21 protein-coding genes are annotated in these 26,393 nt (G+C 69.7%); 14 read left to right on the top strand and 7 right to left on the bottom strand.

Annotation, left to right across the window (positions count from 1 at the left end; genetic code table 11):
• Positions 1 to 293 precede the first annotated feature (293 nt).
• Positions 294 to 992: an HAD family hydrolase gene (locus tag OG194_RS37990; RefSeq protein ID WP_327405273.1), complete on the bottom strand. Its 699-nt coding sequence runs from the start codon at positions 990 to 992 to the stop codon at positions 294 to 296.
• A gap of 149 nt (positions 993 to 1,141) precedes the next feature.
• Positions 1,142 to 4,657, bottom strand: a complete 3,516-nt coding sequence (metH, locus tag OG194_RS37985) for a methionine synthase (RefSeq protein WP_327405272.1) — start codon at positions 4,655 to 4,657, stop codon at positions 1,142 to 1,144.
• 404 nt (positions 4,658 to 5,061) lie between these two features.
• Here metH and OG194_RS37980 point away from each other — a divergent pair, with 404 nt between their 5' ends.
• From OG194_RS37980 to OG194_RS37960, 5 genes are all read left to right on the top strand, one after another.
• Positions 5,062 to 5,835 carry an IclR family transcriptional regulator gene (locus tag OG194_RS37980; protein ID WP_327405271.1) on the top strand — a complete coding sequence of 258 codons (774 nt, stop codon included), beginning with the start codon at positions 5,062 to 5,064 and terminating at the stop codon, positions 5,833 to 5,835.
• Positions 5,836 to 6,225: 390 nt separating this feature from the next.
• Positions 6,226 to 7,005: an MIP/aquaporin family protein gene (locus OG194_RS37975; protein ID WP_327405270.1), complete on the top strand. Its 780-nt coding sequence runs from the start codon at positions 6,226 to 6,228 to the stop codon at positions 7,003 to 7,005.
• A gap of 83 nt (positions 7,006 to 7,088) precedes the next feature.
• The gene (glpK, locus tag OG194_RS37970) at positions 7,089 to 8,627 is read left to right on the top strand and encodes a glycerol kinase GlpK (RefSeq protein ID WP_327405269.1); all 1,539 of its coding nucleotides are present in this window, start codon (positions 7,089 to 7,091) and stop codon (positions 8,625 to 8,627) included.
• A gap of 9 nt (positions 8,628 to 8,636) precedes the next feature.
• Positions 8,637 to 10,253, top strand: coding sequence for a glycerol-3-phosphate dehydrogenase/oxidase (locus OG194_RS37965; protein WP_327405268.1), 1,617 nt, complete (start codon positions 8,637 to 8,639; stop codon positions 10,251 to 10,253).
• 119 nt (positions 10,254 to 10,372) lie between these two features.
• Complete coding sequence (locus OG194_RS37960; protein ID WP_327405267.1) at positions 10,373 to 10,933, top strand: SMI1/KNR4 family protein; 561 nt, start codon at positions 10,373 to 10,375, stop codon at positions 10,931 to 10,933.
• Positions 10,934 to 10,957: 24 nt separating this feature from the next.
• Here the strand turns inward: OG194_RS37960 and mtnK are convergent, their stop codons facing one another.
• From mtnK to OG194_RS37940, 4 genes are read right to left on the bottom strand one after another with little or no spacing between them, the layout of a single operon-like run.
• A complete protein-coding gene (mtnK, locus tag OG194_RS37955) occupies positions 10,958 to 12,118 on the bottom strand; it encodes an S-methyl-5-thioribose kinase (protein ID WP_327405266.1) in 1,161 nt (386 codons plus the stop codon).
• Positions 12,119 to 12,140: 22 nt separating this feature from the next.
• Entirely contained in the window at positions 12,141 to 13,187 is a 1,047-nt protein-coding gene (locus OG194_RS37950) for an ABC transporter permease (RefSeq protein ID WP_327405265.1), read from the bottom strand.
• A 25-nt stretch (positions 13,188 to 13,212) separates the two neighbouring features.
• Positions 13,213 to 14,757, bottom strand: a complete 1,545-nt coding sequence (locus OG194_RS37945) for a sugar ABC transporter ATP-binding protein (RefSeq protein ID WP_327405264.1) — start codon at positions 14,755 to 14,757, stop codon at positions 13,213 to 13,215.
• Complete coding sequence (locus tag OG194_RS37940; protein ID WP_327405263.1) at positions 14,744 to 15,841, bottom strand: substrate-binding domain-containing protein; 1,098 nt, start codon at positions 15,839 to 15,841, stop codon at positions 14,744 to 14,746. Before OG194_RS37940 ends, OG194_RS37945 begins: the two co-directional genes overlap by 14 nt.
• Positions 15,842 to 16,429: 588 nt before the next feature.
• On the opposite strand from OG194_RS37940, the gene OG194_RS37935 reads away from it, so the two are divergent.
• The 3 genes from OG194_RS37935 to mtnB are packed head-to-tail and all read left to right on the top strand — an operon-like array spanning position 16,430 to position 18,356.
• Complete coding sequence (locus OG194_RS37935; protein WP_327405262.1) at positions 16,430 to 17,029, top strand: 1,2-dihydroxy-3-keto-5-methylthiopentene dioxygenase; 600 nt, start codon at positions 16,430 to 16,432, stop codon at positions 17,027 to 17,029.
• Complete coding sequence (gene mtnC / locus OG194_RS37930; RefSeq protein WP_327405261.1) at positions 17,026 to 17,751, top strand: acireductone synthase; 726 nt, start codon at positions 17,026 to 17,028, stop codon at positions 17,749 to 17,751. Before OG194_RS37935 ends, mtnC begins: the two co-directional genes overlap by 4 nt.
• Positions 17,748 to 18,356 (top strand): methylthioribulose 1-phosphate dehydratase, encoded by a 609-nt coding sequence (gene mtnB, locus OG194_RS37925; protein WP_327405260.1) that lies wholly within the window; start codon positions 17,748 to 17,750, stop codon positions 18,354 to 18,356. The genes mtnC and mtnB overlap by 4 nt, the downstream gene beginning before the upstream one ends.
• A 111-nt stretch (positions 18,357 to 18,467) precedes the next feature.
• On the opposite strand, the gene mtnA is transcribed toward mtnB, so the two are convergent.
• The gene (gene mtnA / locus OG194_RS37920; RefSeq protein ID WP_327405259.1) at positions 18,468 to 19,508 is read right to left on the bottom strand and encodes an S-methyl-5-thioribose-1-phosphate isomerase; all 1,041 of its coding nucleotides are present in this window, start codon (positions 19,506 to 19,508) and stop codon (positions 18,468 to 18,470) included.
• Positions 19,509 to 19,817: 309 nt separating this feature from the next.
• Here mtnA and OG194_RS37915 point away from each other — a divergent pair, with 309 nt between their 5' ends.
• The 6 genes from OG194_RS37915 to OG194_RS37890 are packed head-to-tail and all read left to right on the top strand — an operon-like array spanning position 19,818 to position 26,371.
• Positions 19,818 to 20,870, top strand: coding sequence for a BMP family ABC transporter substrate-binding protein (locus tag OG194_RS37915; RefSeq protein WP_327405258.1), 1,053 nt, complete (start codon positions 19,818 to 19,820; stop codon positions 20,868 to 20,870).
• On the top strand, positions 20,851 to 22,374 hold the full coding sequence (locus OG194_RS37910; protein WP_327405257.1) for an ABC transporter ATP-binding protein: 1,524 nt from the start codon (positions 20,851 to 20,853) through the stop codon (positions 22,372 to 22,374). Before OG194_RS37915 ends, OG194_RS37910 begins: the two co-directional genes overlap by 20 nt.
• Position 22,375: 1 nt before the next feature.
• Complete coding sequence (locus tag OG194_RS37905) at positions 22,376 to 23,443, top strand: ABC transporter permease (RefSeq protein WP_327405256.1); 1,068 nt, start codon at positions 22,376 to 22,378, stop codon at positions 23,441 to 23,443.
• Positions 23,443 to 24,315, top strand: a complete 873-nt coding sequence (locus OG194_RS37900) for an ABC transporter permease (protein ID WP_327405255.1) — start codon at positions 23,443 to 23,445, stop codon at positions 24,313 to 24,315. The genes OG194_RS37905 and OG194_RS37900 overlap by 1 nt, the downstream gene beginning before the upstream one ends.
• Complete coding sequence (locus OG194_RS37895; RefSeq protein ID WP_327405254.1) at positions 24,312 to 25,070, top strand: nucleoside phosphorylase; 759 nt, start codon at positions 24,312 to 24,314, stop codon at positions 25,068 to 25,070. Before OG194_RS37900 ends, OG194_RS37895 begins: the two co-directional genes overlap by 4 nt.
• Before the next feature lie 5 nt (positions 25,071 to 25,075).
• On the top strand, positions 25,076 to 26,371 hold the full coding sequence (locus tag OG194_RS37890) for an amidohydrolase (protein ID WP_442811819.1): 1,296 nt from the start codon (positions 25,076 to 25,078) through the stop codon (positions 26,369 to 26,371).
• Positions 26,372 to 26,393 lie beyond the last annotated feature (22 nt).

The following is a 26,393-nucleotide window of genomic DNA, read 5'->3' as shown; positions in this document are numbered from 1 at the left end:
GTAGTTGAGTTCCCATCACGCTGCGGAACCGGCTGTGGACAGACCGAAAACCCGCCGAGGGAAGGATTAGTGCAGGCTTTCACCAATCGGGACACAAGGGTGCGTGATCGGCCTCAGAAATGGGGTGAACAGCACAGGGCGACGGCGATGTCGACCCTCCTGCACGTGGGGAACCTCACACGCTTCAACTCGGTTGGAGAGCAACGGAATTCGGCTGGTCGATCACTCCCGAATTCCTTTCCCTTTGGTCCCATTGAACTTTGCACGCTCGGTGAACAGCTGGCGCATTTCCGTCATCGGTCGGCCATCAGTCCGCGCAGAAATGCCAGGTCGACGACTTCCAGGGAGGTCACGACGGTGCGCCGGTCGGCCGGGGCGATGGGTGCCACGGACGGCACGGCCACCACCAGGCAGCCCGCCGCCTCCGCCGCCGCGACACCGGTCGCGGTGTCCTCCACGACCGCGCAGCGGGCCGGGTCGACGCCGAGTCCGGCGGCGGCGAGCAGATACGGGTCGGGGTACGGCTTGGTGCGCGCGACCTCGTCACCGGCGACCGTCAGCGCGAAGTGCTGGGGGCCGAGCGCGGTCAGGACGCGGTCGATGATGCGCCGGTGCGAGGCGGAGACCAGGGCCGTGGGGATCTCGTACTCCGCCAGCTCGGCCAGGAGTCTGGCGGCGCCCGGCATCAGCGGCAGGCTCCGCCCGATGCGGTCCTCGAAGCCCGCGTTGAGCAGGACGGACAGCTCGGCGAGGGTGATGTCGGCGCCGGTGGCCTCGATCAGGAAGCCGGCGCTGCGGGTCATGGGGCCGCCGACCACGACATGGCGCCAGGAGTCGTCGAGGGTGTGTCCGAGGGCGGCGAAGACCTCGACCTCTACCTCCCACCAGAAGCCCTCGGTGTCCACCAGGGTGCCGTCCATGTCGAGGAGTACGGCCTGGAGTGCTGAGCCTTCGGCCGTACGGGTTCCGAGCGCGGGGACCGTGCTGGTCATCCTGGCGCACCTCCTTGAGGGACGATCAGGCCGGCCGCCCCTGATACCAACAAGGGCGACCGGCCTGCGGTGGACCGACCAGTGTACGACTTATCCGATCAGTGTGCTTGTCCGTTCCGTGCGCACACCCGATCGGCGTACTCGTCCGCTCAGCGCGCGTTGAAGTACTTCGCCTCCGGGTGGTGGATGACGATCGCGTCAGTGGACTGCTCCGGGTGCAGCTGGAACTCCTCCGAGAGGTGGACGCCGATGCGCTCCGGCTCCAGCAGGGCGGCGATCTTCGCGCGGTCCTCCAGGTCGGGGCAGGCGCCGTAGCCGAGGGAGAAGCGGGCGCCGCGGTACTTGAGGGCGAACATGTCCTCGACGTCGGTGGGGTCCTCGCCGGCGAAGCCGAGTTCGGAGCGCACGCGCGCGTGCCAGTACTCGGCGAGCGCCTCGGCCAACTGGACGGACAGGCCGTGCAGTTCGAGGTAGTCGCGGTAGGAGTTCGACTCGAAGAGCTTCGCGGTCTCCTCGCCGATGCGGTTGCCCATGGTGACGATCTGGAAGCCGACGACGTCGGTCTCGCCGGACTCCTCCGGGCGGAAGAAGTCGGCCAGGCAGAGACGGCGGCCGCGGCGCTGGCGCGGGAAGGTGAACCGGGTGCGCTCGTTGCCCTCGTCGTCGAGGACGATCAGGTCGTCGTCCTTGGAGACGCAGGGGAAGTAGCCGTAGACGACGGCCGCTTCGAGGAGGTTGTCGGTCTGGAGCTTGTCCAGGAGGCCGCGCAGGCGGGGGCGGCCCTCGGTCTCCACCAGTTCCTCGTAGGTCGGTCCGTCGCCCGTGCGGGCCTGCTTGAGGCCCCACTGGCCCTTGAAGAGGGCGCCCTCGTCCAGCCAGGACGCGTACTCCTTGAGCTGGATGCCCTTGATGACCCGGGTGCCGCGGAACGGCGCCTCGGGGACCGGGTTGTCGACGGACACGTCGGAGCGGACGTGGCCCTCTTCGGGGCGCTCCTCGACCTCCACGGCGGCGCTCGCCCGCACCCGGCGCTGCTTCAGCTCGGGCAGCTTCGCGCCGGGCACGCCCCGCTTGACGCCGATCAGGGCGTCCATCAGGCGCAGACCCTCGAACGCGTCGCGGGCGTACCGAACTTCGCCCTCGTAGATCTCGTGCAGGTCCTGCTCTACGTAGGCGCGGGTCAGCGCGGCCCCGCCCAGGATGACCGGGTAGTCGGCGGCCATCTTGCGCTGGTTGAGCTCCTGGAGGTTCTCCTTCATGATCACCGTGGACTTGACCAGGAGGCCCGACATGCCGATGACGTCGGCGCGGTGCTCCTCGGCGGCCTCCAGGATCGCGGAGACGGGCTGCTTGATGCCGAGGTTGACGACGTTGTAGCCGTTGTTGGACAGGATGATGTCGACGAGGTTCTTGCCGATGTCGTGGACGTCGCCGCGCACGGTGGCGAGCACGATGGTGCCCTTGCCCTCGGCGTCCGACTTCTCCATGTGCGGTTCGAGATAGGCGACCGCGGTCTTCATGACCTCGGCGGACTGGAGCACGAACGGCAGCTGCATCTGGCCGGAGCCGAACAGTTCGCCGACGACCTTCATGCCGTCCAGGAGTGTCGCGTTGACGATGTCCAGGGCCGGGCGGGTCTCCAACGCCTCGGCGAGGTCGGTCTCCAGGCCGTTCTTCTCGCCGTCGATGATCCGCCGCTTGAGGCGCTCGTCCAGCGGGAGGGCGGCCAACTCCTCGGCGCGGCCCGCCGTCCGGGACTTGGTGGTGGCGCCTTCGAAGAGGGCCATCAGCTTCTGGAGCGGGTCGTAGCCCTCGCGGCGGCGGTCGTAGACCAGGTCGAGGGCCGTCTGGACCTCTTCCTCGGTGAAGCGGGCGATCGGGAGGATCTTCGAGGCGTGCACGATCGCCGAGTCGAGGCCCGCCTTGACGCATTCGTCGAGGAAGACGGAGTTGAGCAGCACGCGGGCGGCCGGGTTGAGGCCGAAGGAGATGTTCGAGAGGCCCAGCGTGGTCTGCACGTCCGGGTGGCCGGCCTTGAGGCGGCGGATCGCCTCGATGGTGGCGATGCCGTCGCCGCGGGACTCCTCCTGGCCGGTGCAGATGGTGAAGGTCAGGGTGTCGATGAGGATGTCGGACTCGTGGATGCCCCAGTTCGTCGTGAGGTCCTCGATGAGCCGCTCGGCGATGGCGACCTTGTGCTCCGGGGTGCGGGCCTGGCCCTCCTCGTCGATGGTCAGCGCGATGAGGGCGGCGCCGTGTTCCTGCGCCAGCTTGGTGACCTTCGCGAAGCGGGACTCGGGGCCGTCGCCGTCCTCGTAGTTGACGGAGTTGATGACCGCGCGTCCGCCGAGCTTCTCCAACCCGGCCCGGATGACCGGGACTTCGGTGGAGTCGAGGACGATGGGGAGGGTGGAGGCGGTGGCGAAGCGGCCGGCCAGTTCCTCCATGTCGGCGACGCCGTCGCGGCCGACGTAGTCCACGCAGAGGTCCAGCATGTGGGCGCCCTCGCGGATCTGGTCGCGGGCCATCTCCACACAGTCGTCCCAGCGGCCGTCCAGCATGGCCTCGCGGAACTTCTTCGAGCCGTTGGCGTTGGTGCGCTCGCCGATCGCCATGTAGGCGGTGTCCTGGCGGAACGGGACCGTCTGGTAGAGCGACGCGGCGCCCGGCTCGGGCTGGGGGTGGCGCTCGGTCGGCGAGGCCTCGCGGACCCGCTCGACGAGCCGGCGCAGGTGCTCGGGGGTCGTACCGCAGCAGCCGCCGACCAGGTTCAGGCCGTAGTCGTGGACGAAGTGCTGCTGGGCGTCCGCCAGGCCCTCGGGGTCGAGCGGGAAGTGGGCGCCGTCCTTGGTGAGGATGGGCAGACCGGCGTTCGGCATGCAGAGCAGCGGGGTGCGCGAGTGGCGGGCGAGATAGCGCAGGTGCTCGCTCATCTCGGCCGGGCCCGTCGAGCAGTTCAGGCCGATCATGTCGATGCCGAGGGGTTCCAGCGCGGTGAGCGCGGCGCCGATCTCGGAGCCGAGGAGCATGGTGCCGGTGGTCTCGAAGGCCATCGAGACGAGCAGGGGTACGTCGACGCCGGTCGCCTCCATCGCGCGCTTGGCGCCCAGGATCGACGACTTGGTCTGGAGGAGGTCCTGGGTGGTCTCCACGATCAGGGCGTCGGCGCCGCCGGCGAGCAGGCCCTCGGCGTTGGCCTGGAAGCCGTCGCGGAGAGTGGCGTAGCCGATGTGGCCGAGGGTGGGCAGCTTCGTGCCGGGTCCGATCGAGCCGAGGACCCAGCGCTGGCGGCCGTCGCGGGCGGTGAAGTCGTCGGCGGTCTCGCGGGCGATGCGGGCGCCGGACTCGGAGAGTTCCTGGACGCGCTCGGGAATGTCGTACTCGGCCATCGCGGAATGGTTCGCGCCGAAGGTGTTCGTCTCGACGCAGTCCACGCCGACGCCGAAGTACTCCTCGTGGACCGAGCGGACGATGTCCGGGCGGGTGATGTTCAGAATCTCGTTGCAGCCCTCAAGGTTCTCGAAGTCCTCAAGGGTGGGGTCCTGTGCCTGGAGCATGGTGCCCATGGCTCCGTCGGCGACCACCACGCGGGTGGCGAGTGCCTCTCGGAGCGCGGACACACGGGTCCGGCTGTCGGCAGAAGGGGTCAGTGGCGACGAGGCCATGAAGGGGCTCCCTGGAGTGCGACGGCTGTCGGCTTTGCGGCTTCCCTGGGAACCTCTCACGGAACTCCCCGGGGAGCGTGCACGTCGCCAGGGTAACGGGGTCGGGCCGAGGGATGCTCGAAGCGTCCATGGGGCGGACCGCGGTGACGGGGAGACGGACCGGGGTGACAGGAGGCCGATGGGGGTGACGGGGGCGGGCGATGGGGGTGACCGGGGCGGCCGACTGAGGTGACGGGCGGGTCAACGGCGTCTAGGTTCTCGCGACAAGTGACGCAACAGGAGACGTGACCGGAATCGGCCGACCATTAGCGGGAGGTCGGCATGGAACGGTAGTGTTCGACATTGCCGAACGGCGGCAGCGACGTCGCGCGTCGGCGGTCGAACGGGACGGAGGCAGTACGGCGATGGCACGGAACATCCAGTCGCTCGAACGGGCGGCCGCGATGCTGCGCCTGCTCGCGGGCGGCGAGCGACGGCTCGGCCTCTCGGACATCGCCTCGTCGCTCGGCCTCGCCAAAGGCACGGCCCACGGCATCCTGCGCACCCTCCAGCACGAGGGCTTCGTCGAGCAGGACGACGTCTCCGGGCGCTATCAGCTCGGCGCCGAACTGCTGCGCCTGGGCACCACCTACCTCGACGTCCACGAACTGCGGGCCCGCGCCCTGGTGTGGACGGACGACCTGGCCCGCTCCAGCGGCGAGAGCGTGCACCTGGGAGTGCTGCATCAGCACGGCGTCCTGATCGTGCACCACGTCTTCCGCCCCGACGACAGCCGGCAGGTCCTGGAGATCGGGGCCATGCAGCCGCTGCACTCCACGGCCCTGGGCAAGGTGCTGTCGGCCTACGACCCGGTCGCGCACAGCGAGGTCCTGGAGGCCGACCGCAAGCCCTTCACCGAGCGCACGGTGTCCGAGCTGGCCGACTTCGAGCACGTCCTCGACGTCACGCGCGCGCGGGGGTACGCGGCCGACGTCGAGGAGACCTGGGAGGGCGTCGCGTCCATCGCCGCCCCCATCCACGACCGGCGGCGCATGCCGGTCGGCGCGGTCGGCATCACGGGCGCCGTGGAGCGGCTGTGCCGGCCCGACGAGGACGGCGCGCTGCGCCCCGAGCTGATCGCCGCGGTACGGGACTGCGCCCGCGCGGTGTCCCGGGATCTGGGCGCCGGGCGGTTCTGACCAGCCAGGATCCATCCCCGATTCACAGCGAAAAAGAACCGGAACGTCATGAAGACGTTCCGGTTCTAGTCGTACCCTGGATGACAAAGTCGGCCAAAACGCCAAATCACCACACACGGTGTCCATCTGATAGCCGTCCGCATCGACCGCGAGATCGATAGCCCACAGCAATCAATAACGATCGTGTTTTCGATAACAGCACTCTTGACGCGCCTGTAACCCCGGAGCAAGACTCCCGTCCATCGGTCGGCATTGTCGAACACCTACCGGCAATACGCGCTAGAGTGTGGCAACGCCAAAGGCCGGCATCGCTCTCACCCCCGAGGGCGCACGAACCCCCGGCGGGACCCGGGGTTCGGCTTCCCTGGACGAAGGACAAAGGAGTCGCGGGTGTCCAGCTCCGACATCTTCATCGGCGAGACCATAGGTACCGCCGTACTCATCCTGCTGGGCGGTGGCGTCTGCGCCGCCGTCACGCTGAAGGCCTCCAAGGCCCGTAACGCCGGCTGGCTCGCCATCGCCTTCGGGTGGGGTTTCGCCGTCATGACGGCCGTGTACATCTCGGCACCGCTCTCCGGTGCCCACCTCAACCCGGCCGTGACGCTCGCCCTCGCGATCAAGGACGGTGGCTGGGACAACGTCCCGATCTACTGGGCCGGGCAGCTGCTCGGCGCCATGATCGGCGCGACCCTGGTCTGGGTGGCCTACTACGGCCAGTTCCAGGCCCACCTCACGGACAAGGAGATCGTCGGCGAGCCGGCGGCCAAGTCCGTGGAGGCCGAGGAGAAGGGCGCCGGACCTGTCCTGGGCATCTTCTCCACCGGTCCTGAGGTCCGCAACGTGGTGCAGAACCTCGCCACGGAGATCATCGGCACCGTCGTCCTGATCCTCGCCATCCTGACGCAGGGTCTGAACGCCAACGGCAACGGTCTCGGCACCCTGGGCGCCCTGATCACCGCGTTCGTGGTCGTCTCCATCGGTCTGTCGCTCGGCGGCCCGACCGGGTACGCCATCAACCCGGCCCGTGACCTGGGCCCGCGCATCGTGCACGCGCTCCTGCCGCTGCCCAACAAGGGCGGCTCCGACTGGAGCTACGCCTGGATCCCGGTCGTCGGACCGCTGATCGGCGGCGCGATCGCTGCGGGTATCTACAACCTGGCCTTTGCTTAGAACCGGACGAGAACCGGAACTCCGAGCACTGAAGCAGCAGTAGAACCAGTCCTCATGACCACGGAACCCCTCAGGAGCACACAGTGACCGACGCGCACACCGCCGGACCGTTCATCGCGGCCATCGACCAGGGCACGACCTCCAGCCGTTGCATCGTCTTCGACCGGGACGGCCGTATCGTCTCCGTCGACCAGAAGGAGCACGAGCAGATCTTCCCGAAGCCGGGCTGGGTCGAGCACAACGCCACCGAGATCTGGACCAACGTCGAGGAGGTCGTCGCCTCCGCCATCGAGAAGGCCGGGATCACCCGCGACGACATCAAGGCCATCGGCATCACCAACCAGCGCGAGACCACGCTGCTCTGGGACAAGAACACCGGTGAGCCCGTCCACAACGCCATCGTCTGGCAGGACACCCGTACCGACGCGCTCTGCAAGGAGCTGGGGCGCAACGTCGGCCAGGACCGCTTCCGCCGCGAGACGGGTCTCCCCCTCGCGTCGTACTTCGCCGGGCCCAAGGCCCGCTGGCTGCTCGACAACGTCGAGGGACTGCGGGAGCGCGCCGAGGCGGGCGACATCCTCTTCGGCACCATGGACAGCTGGGTCATCTGGAACCTGACGGGCGGTGTGAACGGCGGCAAGCACTACACCGACGTCACCAACGCCTCCCGCACCATGCTGATGAACCTGCACACCCTGGAGTGGGACGAGAAGATCGCCGAGTCCATCGGCGTCCCGATGAACATGCTCCCGGAGATCCGCTCCTCCGCCGAGGTCTACGGCGAGGTCACCGGCGGCCGCCTCGGCGAGCTGCTCGGCGGCATCCCGGTCGCCTCCGCGCTCGGCGACCAGCAGGCGGCCCTGTTCGGCCAGACCTGTTTCGCCGAGGGCGAGGCCAAGTCCACGTACGGCACCGGCACCTTCATGCTGATGAACACCGGCGAGAAGATCATCAACTCCTACTCGGGCCTGCTGACCACGGTCGGCTACCGGATCGGCAACGACGCGCCGGTCTACGCCCTGGAGGGTTCGATCGCCGTCACCGGTTCGCTGGTGCAGTGGATGCGCGACCAGATGGGGCTCATCTCCACCGCCGCCGAGATCGAGACGCTCGCGCTCTCGGTCGAGGACAACGGCGGCGCCTACTTCGTGCCGGCCTTCTCCGGTCTGTTCGCCCCGTACTGGCGCTCCGACGCCCGCGGTGTGATCGCCGGTCTCACCCGGTACGTCACCAAGGCGCACCTCGCGCGTGCCGTCCTGGAGGCCACCGCCTGGCAGACCCGTGAGATCACGGACGCCATGACGAAGGACTCCGGTGTCGAGCTCGCCGCGCTCAAGGTCGACGGCGGCATGACCTCCAACAACCTGCTGATGCAGACGCTCTCGGACTTCGTCGACGCCCCCGTGGTGCGCCCGATGGTCGCCGAGACCACCTGCCTCGGCGCCGCCTACGCCGCCGGTCTCGCCGTCGGCTTCTGGACCAGCACCGACGACCTGCGTGCCAACTGGCGCCGGGCCGCCGAGTGGACCCCCAACATGGCCGCGGAGAAGCGCGACCGTGAGTACAAGAGCTGGCTCAAGGCCGTGGAGCGGACCATGGGCTGGCTCGACGACGAGGAGTAAGAACCCCACATGACCAGTCAGTCCACCCTGCAGTCCGTGCCTGCCCTCGGTACGCACCCGGCCTCCGGCTCGAACCCGAGCCGGGCCGAGACCCGGGAGCAGCTCTCCAAGGCGACGTACGACCTCCTCGTCATCGGCGGCGGCATCCTGGGCATCTCCACCGCCTGGCACGCCGCGCAGTCCGGGCTGCGGGTGGCCCTGGTCGACGCCGGCGACTTCGCCGGTGCCACCTCTTCCGCCTCCTCCAAGCTCCTCCACGGCGGTCTGCGCTACCTGCAGACCGGCGCGGTGAAGCTGGTGGCGGAGAACCACTTCGAACGCCGTGCGGTGTCCCGCCAGGTGGCTCCTCACCTGGCGAACCCGCTCACGTTCTACCTGCCCGTGTACAAGGGCGGTCCGCACGGTGCGGCGAAGCTCGGGGCGGGCGTCTTCGCCTACTCCGCGCTCTCCGCGTTCGGCGACGGCGTCGGCCACCTCCTGTCCCCCGCCAAGGCGGCGCAGGACGTGCCGGAGCTGCGCACCCAGAACCTCAAGGCCGTGGCCGTCTACGGCGACGACCAGATGAACGACGCGCGCATGGCGCTGATGACGGTCCGCGCGGCCGTCGAGGCGGGCGCGGTCGTCCTCAACCACGCCGAGGTCACCGGCCTGCGCTTCACCCAGGGCCGGGTGACCGGCGCGGAGCTGCGCGACACCACCTCCGGCGACGAGTTCGGCGTGAGTGCCCGCCTGGTGCTCAACGCGACCGGCCCGTGGGTCGACCACCTGCGCAAGATGGAGGACCCGAACGCGGCGCCGTCCATCCGCCTGTCCAAGGGCGCGCACCTGGTCCTGAAGCGCACGTCCCCATGGAAGGCCGCTCTCGCCACCCCCATCGACAAGTACCGCATCACCTTCGCCCTCCCCTGGGAGGACATGCTGCTGCTCGGCACGACCGACGAGGAGTTCGAGGGCGACCCGGCGGACGTCTCGGTCACCGAGAAGGACATATCCCAGATCCTGGACGAGGCCGCGTTCTCGGTCCGCGACCAGCAGCTCTCCCGTGACCTGATCACGTACTCGTTCGCGGGCCTCCGCGTGCTGCCGGGCGGCCCCGGAAGCACGGCGAAGGCCAAGCGCGAGACAGTGGTGACCGAGGGCAAGGGCGGCATGCTGTCCGTCGCGGGCGGCAAGTGGACGACCTTCCGGCACATCGGCCGTACGGTCATGCAGAAGCTGGAGGCCCTCCCCGGCCACCCGCTCGGCGAGGACTTCGAGCCGATCTCCTCCCTCCCGAAGAAGCTCCCGCTCCCGGGCGTCGCCAACCCGCGCGCGGTCGCCCACCGCCTCCTGATCGACAACCCGGCACCGGGCCCGCGCATGGCGGCCGACACGGCGAAGCACCTGGCCACGCACTACGGCTCCCTTGCCTTCGACATCGCCCGACTCGCCAACGAGAACCCGGAGTTGGGCCGGCGCGTCCACCCCGACGCCCCCGAGATCTGGGCCCAGGTCGTCTACGCCCGCGACCACGAGTGGGCCGAGACCCAGGACGACGTCCTGCGCCGCCGCACGACCCTGACGATCCGGGGTCTGGCGACGGACGAGGTCCGCGCGAAGGTCCAGGACCTGCTCGACAAGAAGTAGTCGCTACGGCGCCGGTCGCTACGGCGGCTTTTGCTACGGCGTGACAGGGGCGGTTCCTTACGGAGGGAGCCGCCCCTTTGGCGTGCCCGGTTGTCAGTGCCGGATGTTTTCATGGGCGTATGAACAACGATCAAGCCTCCGCCGATGAACTCGCCGCGCTGCGGGCGGCGTTCGGCGTGGACGACGGCGGGGAGTCGGCGCTCGGCTGGGACGCGGTGCGCGCGTTCGAGGCGGAGCACGGGGTGGTGCTGCCGGAGCCGTACCGGACGTGCGTGGCCGAGATATCCGACGGGTCGTTCCAAGGGCCGCCGGAGTACGGCCTGTTGGGGCTGGCCGAGTTGCCGGACGACTGGGGCGACGGCGAGGCGGACCGGGACCCGGGCAAGCCCTTCCCGCTCGCGGCGGGGTGGTTGTGGGAGGAGGACGACGGGCCCTACGAGGACCCCGCCGCGGTCGTCGAGCAGGTTCTCAACCACGGCTCGATCGTGCTCGGGACCGACGGCTGCGCGATGAACTGGCACCTGGTCGTCACCGGCCCCCAGCGGGGGCACGTCTGGCATGTCACCGATGTGGGCGCCATGCCGTTCGGCGCGGAGTTCGGGTTCACGACCTCCGCGCCGGGGTTCGCCGGCTGGGTGGCGCACTGGGCGGCCGACAAGGAGTGGTTCGACGCGGAGTGAGGCCTCTCAGCGGAGTGACGTCCCTCAGACGAGCGCCCTGATGTGCTCCGGTGACGTCAACTCCTCGCGCCGCACGATCAGTTCACGCCCCAGCAGCAACGTCCGCCTCGACGCCGGAACCGGATCTGGCAGTGTCGTCAGGTCGGTCAGGTGGGCGAAGCCGATGATGCGGCGGACGATCTCCGTGCCGGCGTAGCCGACCGAGTCGGTCCAGACGCGGGAGAGGAAGCGGTCGAGGTAGGTGTTGTCGAAGAAGGTGTCGACGCGGGTCGGCCAGAGGCGGCGGAACTCGGTCTCGAACGCCTTCCAGGAGAGGGCGAGTTGGTCGGCGTGGTCGGTCGACGTGCCCAGCTCGCGGGCGCGTTGCTCCGACACCAGGACATTGGCCCAGTACAGGCCGAGGTCGTAGCCGATCGGGCCGACGAAGGAGAACTCGGGGTCGAAGACCCGTACCACGGGGGCGCCTTCGCGTTCGCCGACCATGACGCTGCCGGTGTGCAGGTCGCCGTGGAGGAGGGCCTGCGCGCTGGTCATGAAGGTGTACCGGAGGTCGGCGACCTCCGTGCGCAGGCGGCTGTCGGCCCGGAAGGAGAGGGCGAGGTCGGCCAACTCCGGGAGCCAGTGGTTGTGTTCGTGCTCGATGTACGGCTCGGAGAGCACCACGTCCTCGGTGATCTTGCACAGCTCGGGGCTCACCGAGGTCGCGATCAGCGCCTTGCGCTCGGCGGATTCCATGCCGAAGTCGCTGGTCGCGAAGGCGAGTTGGGCGACGAACTCGCCGATACGGACCGAGGTGTCCGGGCCGTAGGACGCGCCCTCGTTGAGGACCGTGCGCAGGACTTCCAGGTCGGACATGTCCTCCATGACGAGGGCGTAGTTGTCGGCGTCGTAGCCGTGGATCGCCGGGATCTTGTCGGGGGCGACCCGCGCGACCTGCTCGTAGGCCCGGGCCTCGGCGTCGGCGCGCTCGGGGCTCATCGGCCAGGAGGGTCCGGCGACCCGCACCCAGGGCAGCGCCTGCTTGAGGGCGAGGCTGCGGGTGCCGTCGGCGCTGGAGGCGAGGAACACCCGGTTCATGTTGCCGTCGGACACCTCGCGGACGTGAATGTCGGTCACGTCGTCCCAGTGGCCGCGCTCGTGCAGGTAGGCCGGGATGTCGTCGGTCTCCAGGATGCGGTAGCCCATCGTGCGAACTCCTCGAACTTCCTTATGCGGTGCGGCGCTTGGACAGGGTGAAGCTGAAGACCAGGGCGAGGATGAGGACCGCGCCCTCGACGACGTCCTGGGTGTAGTACGGCAGGCCCTTGATGGTGAGACCGGTGGTGATGATGCCGATGAGGACGGCGCCGAGGGCCGTGCCCCAGACGTTCGGGCGGCCCCGGCCGAGGACCGAGGTGCCTACGAGGGCTACCGCGACCGCCTCCAGCAGCTGCGAAGTACCGGCGGACACGTCACCCTGGCCGATCCGGGACGCCAGGATCAGGCCGCCGATCGAGGCGAGGACGCCGGAGAGGACGTAGGCGAGGGCCCGGTACGCGCCGACGCGGATGCCCGCCAGGCGGGAGGCCTCGGGGTTGGCGCCGATGGCGTACAGGACGCGGCCCCAGCGGGTGCGGGCGAGGAACACCCAGGCGATGACCGTCAGCGCGCCGAAGATCAGCACGGAGATGGGGATGCCGAGCATCGTGCCGCGGTCGATACGCAGGAAACCGTCGGTGAACTTGCCGGGCGCGGTGCTGCCGTCGGACTGGGTCATGCCGGCGGAGATGGACTGGCCGTCGACCAGGATGAGTTTGGTGCCCTGGATGACGAACATGGTGCCGAGGGTGGCCAGCATGTCGGGGATCTTCATGACCACGATCAGCAGGGCGTTGAGGAGTCCGGCGAGCGCGCCTGCCGCGATCACGGCGAGGATCGCGACTGTGCCTACCTGGTTGTACGTCACCATCGTCTTCGCGGCGACGGTGACCCCGAGCCCGGCGACCGCACCGACGGACATGTCCATCCCGCCGACGGCCATGGTGACGGTGACACCGAGGCCGAGGATCGCGGCGACGGACACGTACCGGAGGGTGTCGAGCATGGTCGCCGACTCGCGGAAGGAGCCCTCGCTCAGCGCGAAGTACAGGAAGAGCGCGACCGTGACGAAGATGAACCCGTACTTGATGACGGCGTTCTGGACGCGCACGGCGGTGGAGACGGAAGGCGGGGCCAGTGCCTTCGGCGCGGCCTCGGAGCTCTGGGTGGTGGTCATCGGGTGCTTCCTGAAGGGGCCGGCATCACACGGACGCCGAGATGGTCTGGATCACGCGGTCGCGTTCCGCGTCTTCGCCGTACGCGTCGAGGTGGATCTCGCCTGCCGCCAGTACGACGACCCGGTCGGCGATCTCCAGCACCTCGTCCACGTCCGCGGAGAGGACAAGCACAGCCGCACCCTCCGCGGCCAGCGCACGCGCCCTGCGGCCGATGTCACGCCGTGCGCCGATGTCCACGCCTCGGAACGGTTCGTCCAGGATGAGGACGCGGGGGGTCTCGGCGAGCCAGCGGCCGACGACGACCTTCTGCTGGTTGCCGCCGGAGAGTTCCTCCACCGTGCTGTGTTCGTCGCGGGCGACGACGCCGAGGGCGTCGATGGTCCCGCGGCCCAGGGCGTCCTCCCTCGCCGTGTTCACCAACCCCGCCCGGGACAGGGACTTGAGGAACGGCAGCGAGATGTTCTGGGCCACCGACCAGCCGGGGACGAGCGCGTCGGCGTGCCGGTCCTCGGGGACGAGGTGGACGCCGGCGCGGATGGCATCGGACGGGCGGCGGGGGGCGTAGGGCTTGCCGTCGAGGTCGACCTTGCCGGTGGGGAAGGGCTCGGCGCCGAAGAGGCCGCGGGCCAGTTCCGTCTTGCCCGCGCCCAACAGGCCTACGACGCCGGTGACTTCACCGGCGCGCAGGTCGAGGTCGAGGGGGGCGCGGCCCTCGAAGAGGTGGACGCCGTGCAGGCCGAGGACGATGTCGCCGTGTTCGCCGCTGCGCTGCGGGCGGGCGCTCGTCGCCTCGTGGGCCTGGGCGAGCATCGCGCGCAGGGCGCTGTCCCAGTCGAAGGGCTTGACCTGGTCGTCGGTGAGACCGCCGTCCCGCAGGACGACCAAGCGGTCGGCGAGCGCGTCGATCTCGCCGAGGCGGTGGGAGACGTAGAGGACCGCGATGCCGTCGTCGCGCATCTTCTCGACGAGCGCGAACAGCCGCTCGGCCTCGGTGGCGGAGAGTGCCGAGGTCGGTTCGTCGAGGATGAGCAGCCGGGGGCGGGTGGCGAGGGCGCGGGCCAGGATGAGCAACTGGCGGTCGGAGATGCCCAGTTCGGTGACGTCCCGGCGCAACAGGGCGTCGCTCCAGTCCAGTTCGAGACCGGCCTGGATCTCGCGGGCGCGGGCCAGCACGCGGCGGCCGTTCAGGAACGGGTTGCCGCGTTTCTGGGCCAGCTCCTCGAAGACCAGGTTCTCGGCGACCGTGAGGCCGGGCACGATGCCCTCGCCGATCCGCTGGTGGACCGTCTGGATGCCCAACTGTCGGGCGGCAAGCGGCGATTGGAGAGCTGCGGGCTCCCCTGCGACCCGCACCTCCCCGCCGTGGTCCGTGTGCACGCCCGACAGGATCTTGATCAGCGTGGACTTGCCCGCGCCGTTCGCGCCGAGCAGCGCGACCACGCTGCCCGGTGCGATGTCCAGCGAGACGGACTCCAGCACCGTCTTGCCGCCGAAGGCCATGCTGACGTCGCGGAGCGAGACCGCGACGCCGACGGCCGCCACGTCAACCGCCTTGTCAGTGGGCGACATTGGGGATCCAGTCCGCGGTGCTCACCTTGGAGAGGTTCAGGGCGGGCAGGGCCGCGCGCAGCTGGTCCATGTTCGCGATCTTGTTCTTGCGCAGGAAGTCCTGGGTGATGGCGACGGCCGGGAAGTCGACGGAGGTCTTGTTCAACTGGCCCGCCAGCTCAAGGGCCGCCGTACGGACGACGGCCGCGCCGACCGCCGACGGGTCGGTGCCGGCGGTGGCGACCCAGGGGCTGCCCGCGGCGGTCATGTTCTGGATGTCGGCGTTGGAGACGTCCGCGCCGAAGACCTTCACCTTGCTCTGGAGCTTCTTGTTCTGCACGGCGAGGACGGTGCCCTTGGCCAGCTCGTCGTAGGGGGCGAACACGCCCGCCACGTCGGAGTGTTGGGTCAGCGCGGCGGAGACCAGCGGAACGTTGTCCGTGGCCGTGGAGTCGGTGACCTTGCCGACCTTGAACTGCTGCTTCCAGCCGTTGGCGTCGACCGCGGTCTTCCAGACGGAGTTGCGCTTGTCGAGAGCCGCGTAGCCGGCCACGTTGACGTAGCCGACCTTCGCGTTCTTGCCGACCGTCTTGGCCATCACATCGAGGACGGCCTTCGCCATGCTGGCGTCGTCCTGCTCGGTGCTGATCACGGACTTGTTGGTCTGGTCGACGTCGTAGACGACGACCTTGATGCCCTTCTTCACGGCCTGGTCGATCTCGGGCTGGATCGTCGAGGGGAAGCCGTGGTCGACGATGATCGCCTGCGCGCCGGAGTTGATCGCCGAGGACAGGTCGGTGGCCTGCTTGGCGTTGTCGGCCTGGGCGTCGTACACCGTCAGGTCGATGCCGAGGGCCTTGGCCTGCGCCTTCGCGCCGTTGCCCCACTGCTCGAAGTAGTCGCCGGCGCCGCTCTGCCGCACCAGCGCCACCTTGACCGTGCCCTTGCTGAAGGGGGCCGGCTTCTTGCCCGTGGCGGCCGAGGCCGAGGCCGAGGTGTCGTCGCTGCTCTTCGAGGCGTCCGTGGACTGCGAGCAGCCCGCCAGGAGGAGGGCGGAGACGGAGGCCAGCGAGAGCGCGGCGAGGGGGACGCGGGTACGGGACATGAGGGGCTCCTGGTGCGGGGTGCTGCCGAGATGAGAGAAGGCGCGATGAGAGAAGGACGGAGTGCTCACCCGGAGCAGGGGGCGAAAACGCGCCATCGCACGAAGGGTGCGCCACCGTCACGAACGGTGGGACAGGCGGCGGGACGGCCCGCGATGCGGGGCGCGCCGGGGGCTCCGGGTGTGGTCAGCGACAGCGGGCTGTGGTCGACCGGAGCAAGTCCACGTACAGCCGCCGCACGAGCAGCAGCGTCTTCATAAGGAGATCATGAGAATGTTTTCGGCCATTGGTCAAAGGGATGGAAGCGGTTTCTCAAAGAGTGAGACAACGACTACGTCACACCCGGTCCGTTCACCGACGGCGGTTACCATCACGGAACCGGCTCCCGACCCGGCACAGTGAGGCCCCGATGAAGACACCGCGCGCGACGACACCCCCCATGAGCTGCATGTGGCGCTGTCCCGACGCACGCTGTCCGGGCTGACCGACTGTCCGCCGCCGTCGCCCCGCCGCCCCTTCTTCTCCTCCCCCACCCGTCCGGTGCTCGTCCCAGCATCCGGACATCCCTCCCACCTTTCGGAGTTGTTCCCATGACGCTGCTCACCACCTGGGCCGAGTCCGGCCCCGAGACCCTCGTGCGCCGTACCGCCGACCCCGTCGAGATCGCCGCCGCGCTCGCCCCGATCGGCGTGCGCTTCGAGCAGTGGCCGATCCGCGAGGACGTCCCGGCCGACGCCGACAGCGACACCGTCTTCGCCGCGTACGGCCCGGAGATCGACAAACTCAACGCCGAAGAGGGCTTCACCACCGTCGACGTCCTCGGCCTGCACCCCAGCGACGACCCGGAGTACCCGGCGAAGGCGGCGGGCGCCCGCGCGAAGTTCCTCCAGGAGCACACGCACGACGACGATGACGAGGTCCGCTTCTTCGTCTCCGGCTCGGGCATCTTCTACCTGCACGTCAACGGCGAAGTGAACGCCGTCTACTGCGAGAAGGGCGACCTGATCGGCGTCCCGCGCGGCACCACCCACTGGTTCGACATGGGCACCGAGCCCGCCTTCACCGCGATCCGCTTCTTCCACGAGGAGGACGGCTGGGTCGGCAACTTCACCGGTTCGACCATCGCCTCGCGCTTCCCCGACTACGACACGATCCACGCGGGCTTCCAGCAGGACAAGGCCGCCGCGTGACCTTGCGGTACACCGTGGACGCCGTGGTGCTCGACATCGAGGGCACCACGAGCGCCACGGGTTTCGTCGTCGACGTGCTCTACCCGTACTCCCGCTCACGCTTCGCCGCGCTGCTCGCCGAGCGGAGCGACGATCCGGCGGTGGCCCGGGCGGTCGCGCAGGTCCGCGAGCTGACCGGCGACCCGCACGCCGACGCCGTACAGATCGAGAAAACGCTCAACACCTGGTTGGACGAGGACCGCAAGGCCACGCCCCTCAAGACCCTCCAGGGCATCATCTGGTCCGAGGGCTTCGCCCGCGGCGACCTCGTCTCGCACTTCTACGACGACGTCGTACCGGCCCTGCGCGCCTGGCACTCGGCGGGTCTGCGGCTGTACGTCTACTCGTCCGGCTCGGTGGCCGCGCAGCGCGCGTGGTTCACGTCCAGCCCGGAGGGCGACCTCCTGCCGCTGGTCTCCGGTCTCTACGACACGGAGAACGCCGGCCCCAAGCAGGAGCCGGAGTCGTACCGCCGTATCGCGGACGCGACCGGCGTCGAGCCGTCCCGGCTGCTCTTCCTCTCCGACCGGCCCGGCGAGCTGGACGCGGCCGTGGCCGCGGGCTGGCACGCGGTCGGTGTACTGCGGCCGGGCGAACCGTATTTCGAGCAGGGCGTCGGCGACCACGCGCAGGCGGGGGCGTTCGACGAGATCGGCATCACCAGTTCAAGGAGCACCACGTGACCAGCGAGATCAGTGACCTCGACCTGAAGGAGGCGGGGGCTCAACTCGCCGCCGAATCCGCTCGGTTCGCCTCTTTCGGCTGGATGCGGGGGACCTCCGGTAATTTGTCCGTGGTTCTGGGCCGGGATCCGCTGCGGCTGGCTGTGACGGCTAGCGGGCATGACAAGGGTGAACTGACGGCCGACGATGTGGTGTTGGTGGACGCCGATGGTGCGGCTGTCCGGGGTGGTAAGCCGTCTGCCGAGGCCGAACTCCACGCTCGTGTTGCCGCGTTGACCGGTGCGGGTGCCGTCGTTCATGTGCACACCGTGGCGTCCGTTGCCATGGGGCGGCGTGAACCGGGCGGGATCGTGTTCAAGGATGTCGAGATGCTCAAGGGTGTTGGGCAGCCTGCGCATGATGTCGAGGTGACCTTGCCTGTCATCGTCAACAGCCAGGACATGAAGGTGCTTGGGGATCGGCTGGAGGCGGCTCGGGATCCTCGGATGCCGGCCGTTGTCGTCGCCGGGCATGGGCTTTATGTGTGGGGTGCGGATGCTCGGCAGGCTCGGCATCACACTGAAGTGGTGGAGTGGTTGCTGGAGTTGGAACTGACGCAGCGTTGAGCGTTGTAGTCACAGCGCCGGCCGGTGGGGGCTGGGCGCGCCCCGCGGCGGAGCCGCAAATCGACACAGCCCCGCGCCCCTAAAAGCCAAAGCAGGGGCGCGGGGGCTTGGCTACTTCAAGTAGTCGGCCGGGAGTTCGCCTGACGACACTTCCAACACGCCCCGTTCCGTGACCAGTCCGGTCACCAGGCGGCCCGGGGTTACGTCGAAGGCGGGGTTGTGGCCCCGCGACTCCGCCGGAGCCGTCCGTACTCCCGACCACTCCAACACCTCGGCCTCGCCCCGGAGTTCGATGTGGATGGCGTCGCCGGTCTCGGTCGAGAGGTCGACCGTGGTCGTTGGGGCCGCCACCAGGAACGGGATGCCCGCGTCCGCGCAAGCGAGGGCGACGCCCACCGTGCCGACCTTGTTCGCCGTGTCGCCGTTGGCCGCGATGCGGTCGGCGCCGACGATGGCCGCGTCGACCTCGCCGCGCAGGATCGTGCCGGCGGCGGCGCCGTCGGCCTGGACGTAGTGCGGGATGCCTTCCTGGACCAACTCCCAGGCGGTCAGGCGTGATCCCTGGAGCAGGGGGCGGGTCTCGTCGGCGTAGACGACCTCCAGCCGTCCCCGCGCGTGGAGTTCGCGGATGACGCCGAGCGCGGTGCCCCAGCCGGCCGTGGCCAGCGCGCCGGTGTTGCAGTGCGTGAGGATGCGCAACGGCCGCTCCACGCCCGCCTGTTGGAGCCTTTCGAGCAACCAGTCAGCGCCGAAGGCGCCCATCGCGCGGTTGGCGGCGACGTCCTCGCGCTGGACGGCGGCGGCCTCCTCCAGCACCGCTTCGAGGCCCTCGTCGAAGCGGGTCATGACCCGGTCCACGCACACCATGAGGTTGACCGCGGTGGGGCGGGCCTCGCGGACGCGGGCGACGGCCGCGCGGGTCTCGGCCTCGGTCCAGCCCTTGCGCTCGCCCTCGATGAGCGCGATCGCGACGCCGTACGCGCCGGCCGCTCCGATCGCGGGTGCGCCGCGCACCACTAGGCGCTGGATCGCGTCGACCAGAGTGTCCACATCGTGGACAGCCACCGTCTCGTTGCGATGCGGGAGCAGGGTCTGGTCGATCAGCGCGAGACCGGTTCCGGTCCAGTCGACCGCGCGCAATTCCTGGGGCATAACGGGACACTCCTGCTGGTCCGATGGTGTCGGACACCGTACATGACCTGGAAGAACCACAGTTCGAGACAGTCGAGCGGGTGTCTCAAAACGAATGTTAAAGTCCAGCACCCGCAGCCCGAAGGCCGAGACGAAGGAGGACGTGTGCTGCTGACCATGCGCCGTTTCCTCGATCACGGCCGCTGCGCGAGTGACTGCTGTCGACGCTGACCTGTCCCTCTCGCGTCCGCTCCTCGTCTCACCCCGTCTCACCATCTGGTCGCACGCGCTCCCGCCGGAGCGTGCCTTGCCGTACCCCGGAAGGTCTCCATGCCCAGCAGATCCCGCCGTACCCTGCGTCTGGCCGCCGTGGCCACGCTCATGGTCACCGCCGCCACCGCCTGCAACGCCGCCGCGAAGACCGACGCCTCGGACAGCGCGAGCGGGGGCAGCGGGAAGTCGTTCACGCTGGTCACGCCGGACGCGGTCGGGCAGAACGAGTTCCTGAAGCTCGCCGTCACGGGCGTGAAGGCCGCCGCGAAGACGCACGACGGGACCGAGAAGGTCTACGAGTCGACGGACACCGCGTCCCAGCAGCAGAACGTGCAGGCCGCCGTGGACGCGAGCCCGAGCGTGATCGTGCTGGTCGGCTTCGAGTTCGCGGATCTCGTGGCGCAGCAGGCGAAGGCGCACCCGAAGCAGCAGTTCCTGATGATCGACGCGTGCACGACGAAGACGTATCAGAACGTCACGTGCGCTGTCTTCCGTGAGCACGAGGGTGTCTATCTCGCGGGCGCCGAGGCCGGGTTGCTGAGCAAGAGCGGCAAGGTCGGCGCGGTGGACGTGCTCGACACTCCCCAGTTCCGGCGCTACAGCGACCCGTTCGCGGCCGGTGCGAAGAAGGTCGCCGCGAAGACGTCCGCGTCGACGCGCTTCGTCGGCGGCCAGTCCCCGTTCGACGACTCGGCGCGCGCCAAGGAGCAGGCCAACTCCCTTCTCTCCAAGGGCACCGACCAGATCATGGCGGCCGCCGCGGCCGGCAACTACGGCGTCTTCGAGGCTGCGAAGGCCAAGGGCGCGTTCGCGTATGGCGTCGACGTCAACCAGTGCGTCTCCTCCCCCGGCACGGTCGTCGACAACGTGATCAAGAAGACGGACGTCGCCGTGGAGAAGGGCGTCGAGCAGGTCCTCGCGGGCAGGACGGGCACCTCGGTGTCGTACGGCCTGAAGGAGGGCGGCATCAGCCTCACCGGGCTTGAGGCGGGCGTCGACTCGTCGAAGTGCGTGATCGCCCAGCACAAGGACGTCCTCACGAAGGTGAAGGCGCTGCGCGACCAGATCGTCTCCGGAAAGCTCAAGGTCGATGACCCGGCCGCCAGTTGACCCAGCGGTCGAGCTCCGGGGAATCACCAAGCGGTTCCCCGGCACGCTCGCCAACGACGCCGTCGACCTGACCGTCCACCGCGGCGAGATCCACGCCCTCATGGGCGAGAACGGCGCCGGCAAGTCCACCCTCATGTCGATCCTCTACGGCATGGAGCGCGCCGATGCCGGGTCGATCCGGATCGATGGCCGCGAGGTGACCTTCGGCGACCCGAGCGCGGCGATGGCCGCCGGACTCGGCATGGTCCACCAGAGCTTCAAGCTGTTCGACTCGCTGACGGTCGCCGAGAACGTCGTCTACGCCGCCAAGCCGCGCCGTTTCGGCCTGGTGGACCGGGCCGCGGCCCGCCGCCGGGTGCGGGAGCTGGCGGAGGAGCACGGGCTCGCGGTCGATCCGGACGCCCGGGTCGGCGAGCTGCCGGTCGGGCTGCGGCAGCGCGTGGAGATCCTGAAGCTGCTGCACCGTGGCGCCCGCACGCTGATCCTGGACGAGCCGACCGCCGTGCTCACGCCGGCCGAGGCGGACGCCCTGTTCGCGGTCCTCAAGTCGCTGGCCGCGCAGGGTCGTACGGTGATCCTTGTCACCCACAAGCTGCGCGAGGTGCTCGAAGGCAGCGACAACGTGACCGTGCTGCGGGACGGCCGGGTGGTCGCCCGCCTGGTCACCGCGGACACCTCCGCCGACGAGATCGCGGCCGCGATGACCGGCCGCGCGGTCGAACTGGACCGCGTGCACGCGCCCGGGACACCCGGTGACGTGGTCCTGGACGTGAGAGACCTCACCACGGACGCCGTCCACGATGTGGGACTCACCGTCCACGCCGGGGAGATCGTCGGCATCGCGGGCGTCGCCGGCAACGGCCAGAGCGAGCTGATCGAGGCCCTGGCCGGGCTACGGCCGGTCGTCTCCGGCCGGGTCACGCTCAAGGGCCGGGACATCACCCACGTCTCCGCCACCGAGCGCCGCGCGCAGGGCCTCGCCTACGTCCCCGAGGACCGGCACGCGGTCGGTACGGCACCGGCGGCGTCCGTCGCGGACAACCTCGCGATGGGCCACCACCGAACGTCCCTGTCCACCAAGGGACTTCTGCCGCCCGCGTCCGTACGCGCCCACGCCGGGCGGCTGATCGACCGCTTCGGCATCAAGGCGGCCACCCCCGAGGTGCCCGCCTCCGCGCTGTCCGGCGGCAACCTCCAGAAGCTGCTGATCGGCCGTGAACTCGCCCACGAGGCACCGCTGTTGCTCGTCGAGCAGCCCACGCGCGGGGTCGACATCGGCGCCATCCAGAACATCCACGACCAGATCGTCGCCTACCGCGACGCCGGTCACGCCGTCCTCCTCGTCTCCGCCGAACTGAGCGAGATCCGGGGCCTCGCGGACCGGGTCCTGGTCATGTACGAGGGCCGGGTCACGGCGACGTACACGAAGGACGAGGCGGACGAACGGTCGCTCGGACTCGCCATGGCGGGCGGAGCCGTAGCGCCGACGGAGGCCGTCGACTGACATGACGCACACGCAGATACCGCGCATATCAGGGGTGTTGCGCTCCCCCATCACCTTCTCCGTGCTCGCGGGCCTGGTCATCGGCGCCCTGTTCCTCGTCGGCACCGGCGCGGACCCCTTCACGGCGTACGGCGCCGTCCTCACCGGCTCGCTCGGCGCGGACGGCATCGGCTCCACGCTGAGCACCGGCACCAGCGTGCTCGGCATGGCGCTCGCGCTGGCGATCCCGTTGCGGGCCGGGCTGATCAACCTCGGCGGCGACGGACAGATGGTCCTCGGCGGCATCACGGCGGCCGTGACCGGCCTGTACTCGCCGCTGCCCGCACCCCTCACCGTCGCACTCGCGCTGCTCGCGGGCATGGCGGCGGGCGCCGCCTACGCTGCCCTGGCCGCCCTGTGCGAGAACAGCCTCGGCGTTCCGCTCCTGGTCAGCAGCCTGTTGCTGAGCTACCCGGCGGTCTCGCTCGCCTCCTACCTGGCGCGCTACCCGCTCAAGGAACCTGGCTCCAGCCTCCCCCAGACCCGGGCGATGCCGGACGGTGTGGCGCTGCCCGCGTTCGGCGACTCGACGGTCACCATCGGACTCGTCCTGGTGGTCCTCGCGGCAGCCGCGTACTGGTTCACCGACAAGCGCACGGCGTTCGGCTACGAGATCCGCATGACCGGCCTCAACTCCCGCTTCGCCGCCTACGCGGGCGTCGAACGCCGGGGCCTGACCCTCAAGTTGATGTCCGTCTCGGGTGCGCTGGCCGGACTCGTGGGCGCCATCGGGGTGTTGAGCTTCCCGTACCGCTTCGTCGACGGCTCGCTGACCGCACCCGGCTACACCTGGACGGGACTTACGGCCGCCCTGCTCGCCGCTGCGGCCCCGTTCGGCACGGTCGTCGCTTCCTTCTTCTTCGCCGTCCTCGCGGTCGGCGGGCTGGCGATGGAGCGGACGACCGAGGTGCCGCGCGAGCTGACGCAGGTGCTCCAGGCCATTGTGATCGTGTTCCTGGCGGCCCGACTGCGCTTCCCGACGAAGTGGTTGAGATTCGGCAGGCGTACTCAGGAAAGCGGGGCCGTCTGATGTTCTTCGACTCCGATCTGCTGATGTCGGCGCTGCGCGCGCTGACCCCGATCCTGCTGGCCGCACTCGGCGGTGCCCTGTGCGAGCGTGCGGGCGTCTTCAACATCGGCCTCGAAGGCATGATGCTGATGGGCTGCTTCACGTCGGTGGCCACGAGTTGGTTCACGGGCAGCGCCTGGCTCGGCGTGCTCGCCGCCGCCCTCGCGGCAGCCGCGTATTCGTTGATCCTCGCGGTGGGCACGGTAACTCTGCGCGGGGACGCGGTGGTTCTCGGAATCGCCATGAATCTCCTGGCAGTTGGCCTGACCAGCTTCCTGCTGCGTACGGTCTTCGGTGTGCAGGGCACTTTCGACGATCCGTCACTCGCCGGGCTGCCGTTGGTCGGTGGCTTCACCCCGCTCGCGTATCTGGCGTTCGTCGCGGTCGCGGTGGCCGCGCTGATGCTGTCCCGGCATGTGTGGGGGCTGCGGCTGCGCGGGGTCGGCGAGGCACCGGACGCGGCGGCCACGCTCGGGGTGAGCCCGGCGAAGTACAAGTACGCGGCGGTGCTGATCTCCGGTGTCCTGTGCGGGCTCGCGGGGGCCCAACTCGCGCTCGGCAACGTCACGTTGTTCTCCGAGAACATGACGGCGGGCCGGGGCTGGATCGCCGTCGTCGCGGTCATGCTCGGCCGCGCGGCACCCGTCGGCGTGCTGCTCGCGGCGCTGCTCTTCGGTCTCGCCGAGGCCGCCGGCTTCCGCCTCCAGGGCGTCGGCCTGCCCCAACAGGCCACCGATGCCGCGCCCTACGTCGTGACGCTCGTCGCCCTCTTCCTCTCGACGGCCCGCCGCCGTCGCCGTACCGCCAACTCCCCTTCCGGAGCCACCACATGACGCAGGACCTGCTGCCCATCACCCGCATACCGCGCATCGGACTTCCGGCGCACGCGGTCGTCGTCGGCGACCCGGCGCGCGCAGCCGCCGTGGCCGCGCTGCTGGACGGCGCCGAGGAGGTGTCGTACCACCGCGAATACCGTGTGTTCAGCGGGAGTTGGAAGGGCCTGCCGGTCACCGTCGCCTCGCACGGGGTGGGCGGCCCTGGCGCGATCCTGCTGTTCCAGGAACTGGCGGACGCGGGGGTCCGTACCTTCCTGCGCTTCGGCACGGCGGGCGCGATGAAGCCCGGCATCGGCGACGGCGACCTCGTCATCGCGGAGGCGGCCGTACGCGACGACGGCGTCACGCAGCAACTCCTCCCGCCGGAGTACCCGGCCGTCTCCTCCCCCGAGGCCGTCCTCGCCCTCCAGCGCGCGGCCCGCGAGGCCGACGCCCCGCACCACCGCGGCATCGTCTGGACCCGCGCGGCCTTCCAGCCCGGCCTCCTCCCCCTCTTCTCCTACGACGGCGCCGGGCTCGCGGCGATCGAGATGGAGCTGTCGGCGCTGCTGGTGACGGCGTCGCTGCGGGGTCTGGTCGCGGGCGGGGTGCTGGTCATCGACGGCGCCAACGCCGATGAACTCGTCGACGCGGAGACCACCGGCGGGTACGACCCGCACCGGGGTGTCGTCGCGGCCGGTGCCGAGCGGGGCGCGGTGGTCTCGCTGGAGGCGCTCCGACTGCTCGCGGAGGCCCAGGAGTTCACGGGATGAGCACCTTGAACATCGACCTGTTGGTGCACGGCGGTGACGTCCTCACCGTCGACGAGGCCGGAACTGTCGTACGGGACGGGGCAGTTGCCGTCCACGAGGGCGAGATCGTCGCCGTAGGGCCGACCGCGGAGCTGACAACTCGGTTCACGGCGACGGAGTCCATTGACGCGTCGGGCTGTCTCGTCCTGCCCGGGCTGATCAACACGCACACCCATCTCGCGATGACGCTGCTGCGCGGTCGCGCCGACGACGTGACTCTCCAGGGCTTCCTGGAGCGGGTGTTGAAGTGGGAGGCCGAGCTGCTGACGCCGAAGAACGTGGCGGCGGCGGTGCGGCTCGCGGTGGCCGAGAGCGTGCGGGCCGGGGTGACCTCGGCGCTCGACATGTACTGGTTCCACGAGGCGGCCGAGCAGGCGGCCCGCGAGACGGGCTGGCGGCTGCACACCGGGCCCACCTTCATGGACGTACCGGAGCCGCCGGACGGTATCGCCTACGAGGACCGACTGGACTGGGCGCGAAGGGACTTGGCGGCCCGGGGCCCAGCACGTCCCGGCCTGCGCCCGATCCTGTTCGCCCACTCGACCTACACCCTCGCCCCCGACCAGCTCGTCGAAATCGCCGCCCTGGCACGGGAGTTCGGGGCGCTGTTGCACATCCACGCGGCGGAGAACCCGACCGAGGTCGCCACCGTCGAGGTCAAGTACGGCAAGCGGCCTGTGGAGTTGCTCGACTCGCTCGGGCTGCTCGGTCCCGATCTGCTGCTCGCGCACGCCGTGGACCTGACCGCCCTGGAGATCGCGGCGCTGGCCCGCACGGGCACGTCGGTCGCCCACTGTCCGGTGTCGAACCTGAAGTTGGGCTGCGGAATCGCGCCGGTACCACGGCTGTTGAGCGCGGGCGTCACCGTCGGACTGGGCACGGACGGCGCCGTCAGCTCCAACACGCTGGACGTGCTGGGCGCCGTACGGCAGGCGGCTCTCGTGCACAAGGCGGGCGGCGACCCCACGGCGGTCGGCGCCGAACAGGCCGTACGGATGGCGACGATCGAGGGCGCGCGGGCGCTGGGCCTGGGTGATCACCTGGGTTCGCTGGAGGCCGGGAAGCGGGCCGATCTCGTCGTGCTCGACCTGAACGCGCCACATCTGCGGCCCCTGCACGACCCGTGGTCGACGCTCGCCTACGCCGCGCACTCGGCGGACGTACGGGACACGGTGGTGGACGGCCGGGTGCTGATGCGGAACCGGACACTGGGCACGCTGGACGAGGAAGCCGTGCTCGCGGAGCTCGAATCACTTGCCTGAGCTGTGGATTTCCCTCCCGTTC

The organism is Streptomyces sp. NBC_01288, from assembly GCF_035982055.1.
In the GTDB taxonomy this organism is placed as follows: Bacteria; Actinomycetota; Actinomycetes; order Streptomycetales; family Streptomycetaceae; genus Streptomyces.
Note: the sequence above shows the minus strand (reverse complement) of the source record. Positions and strands in the feature narration are given on the sequence as shown.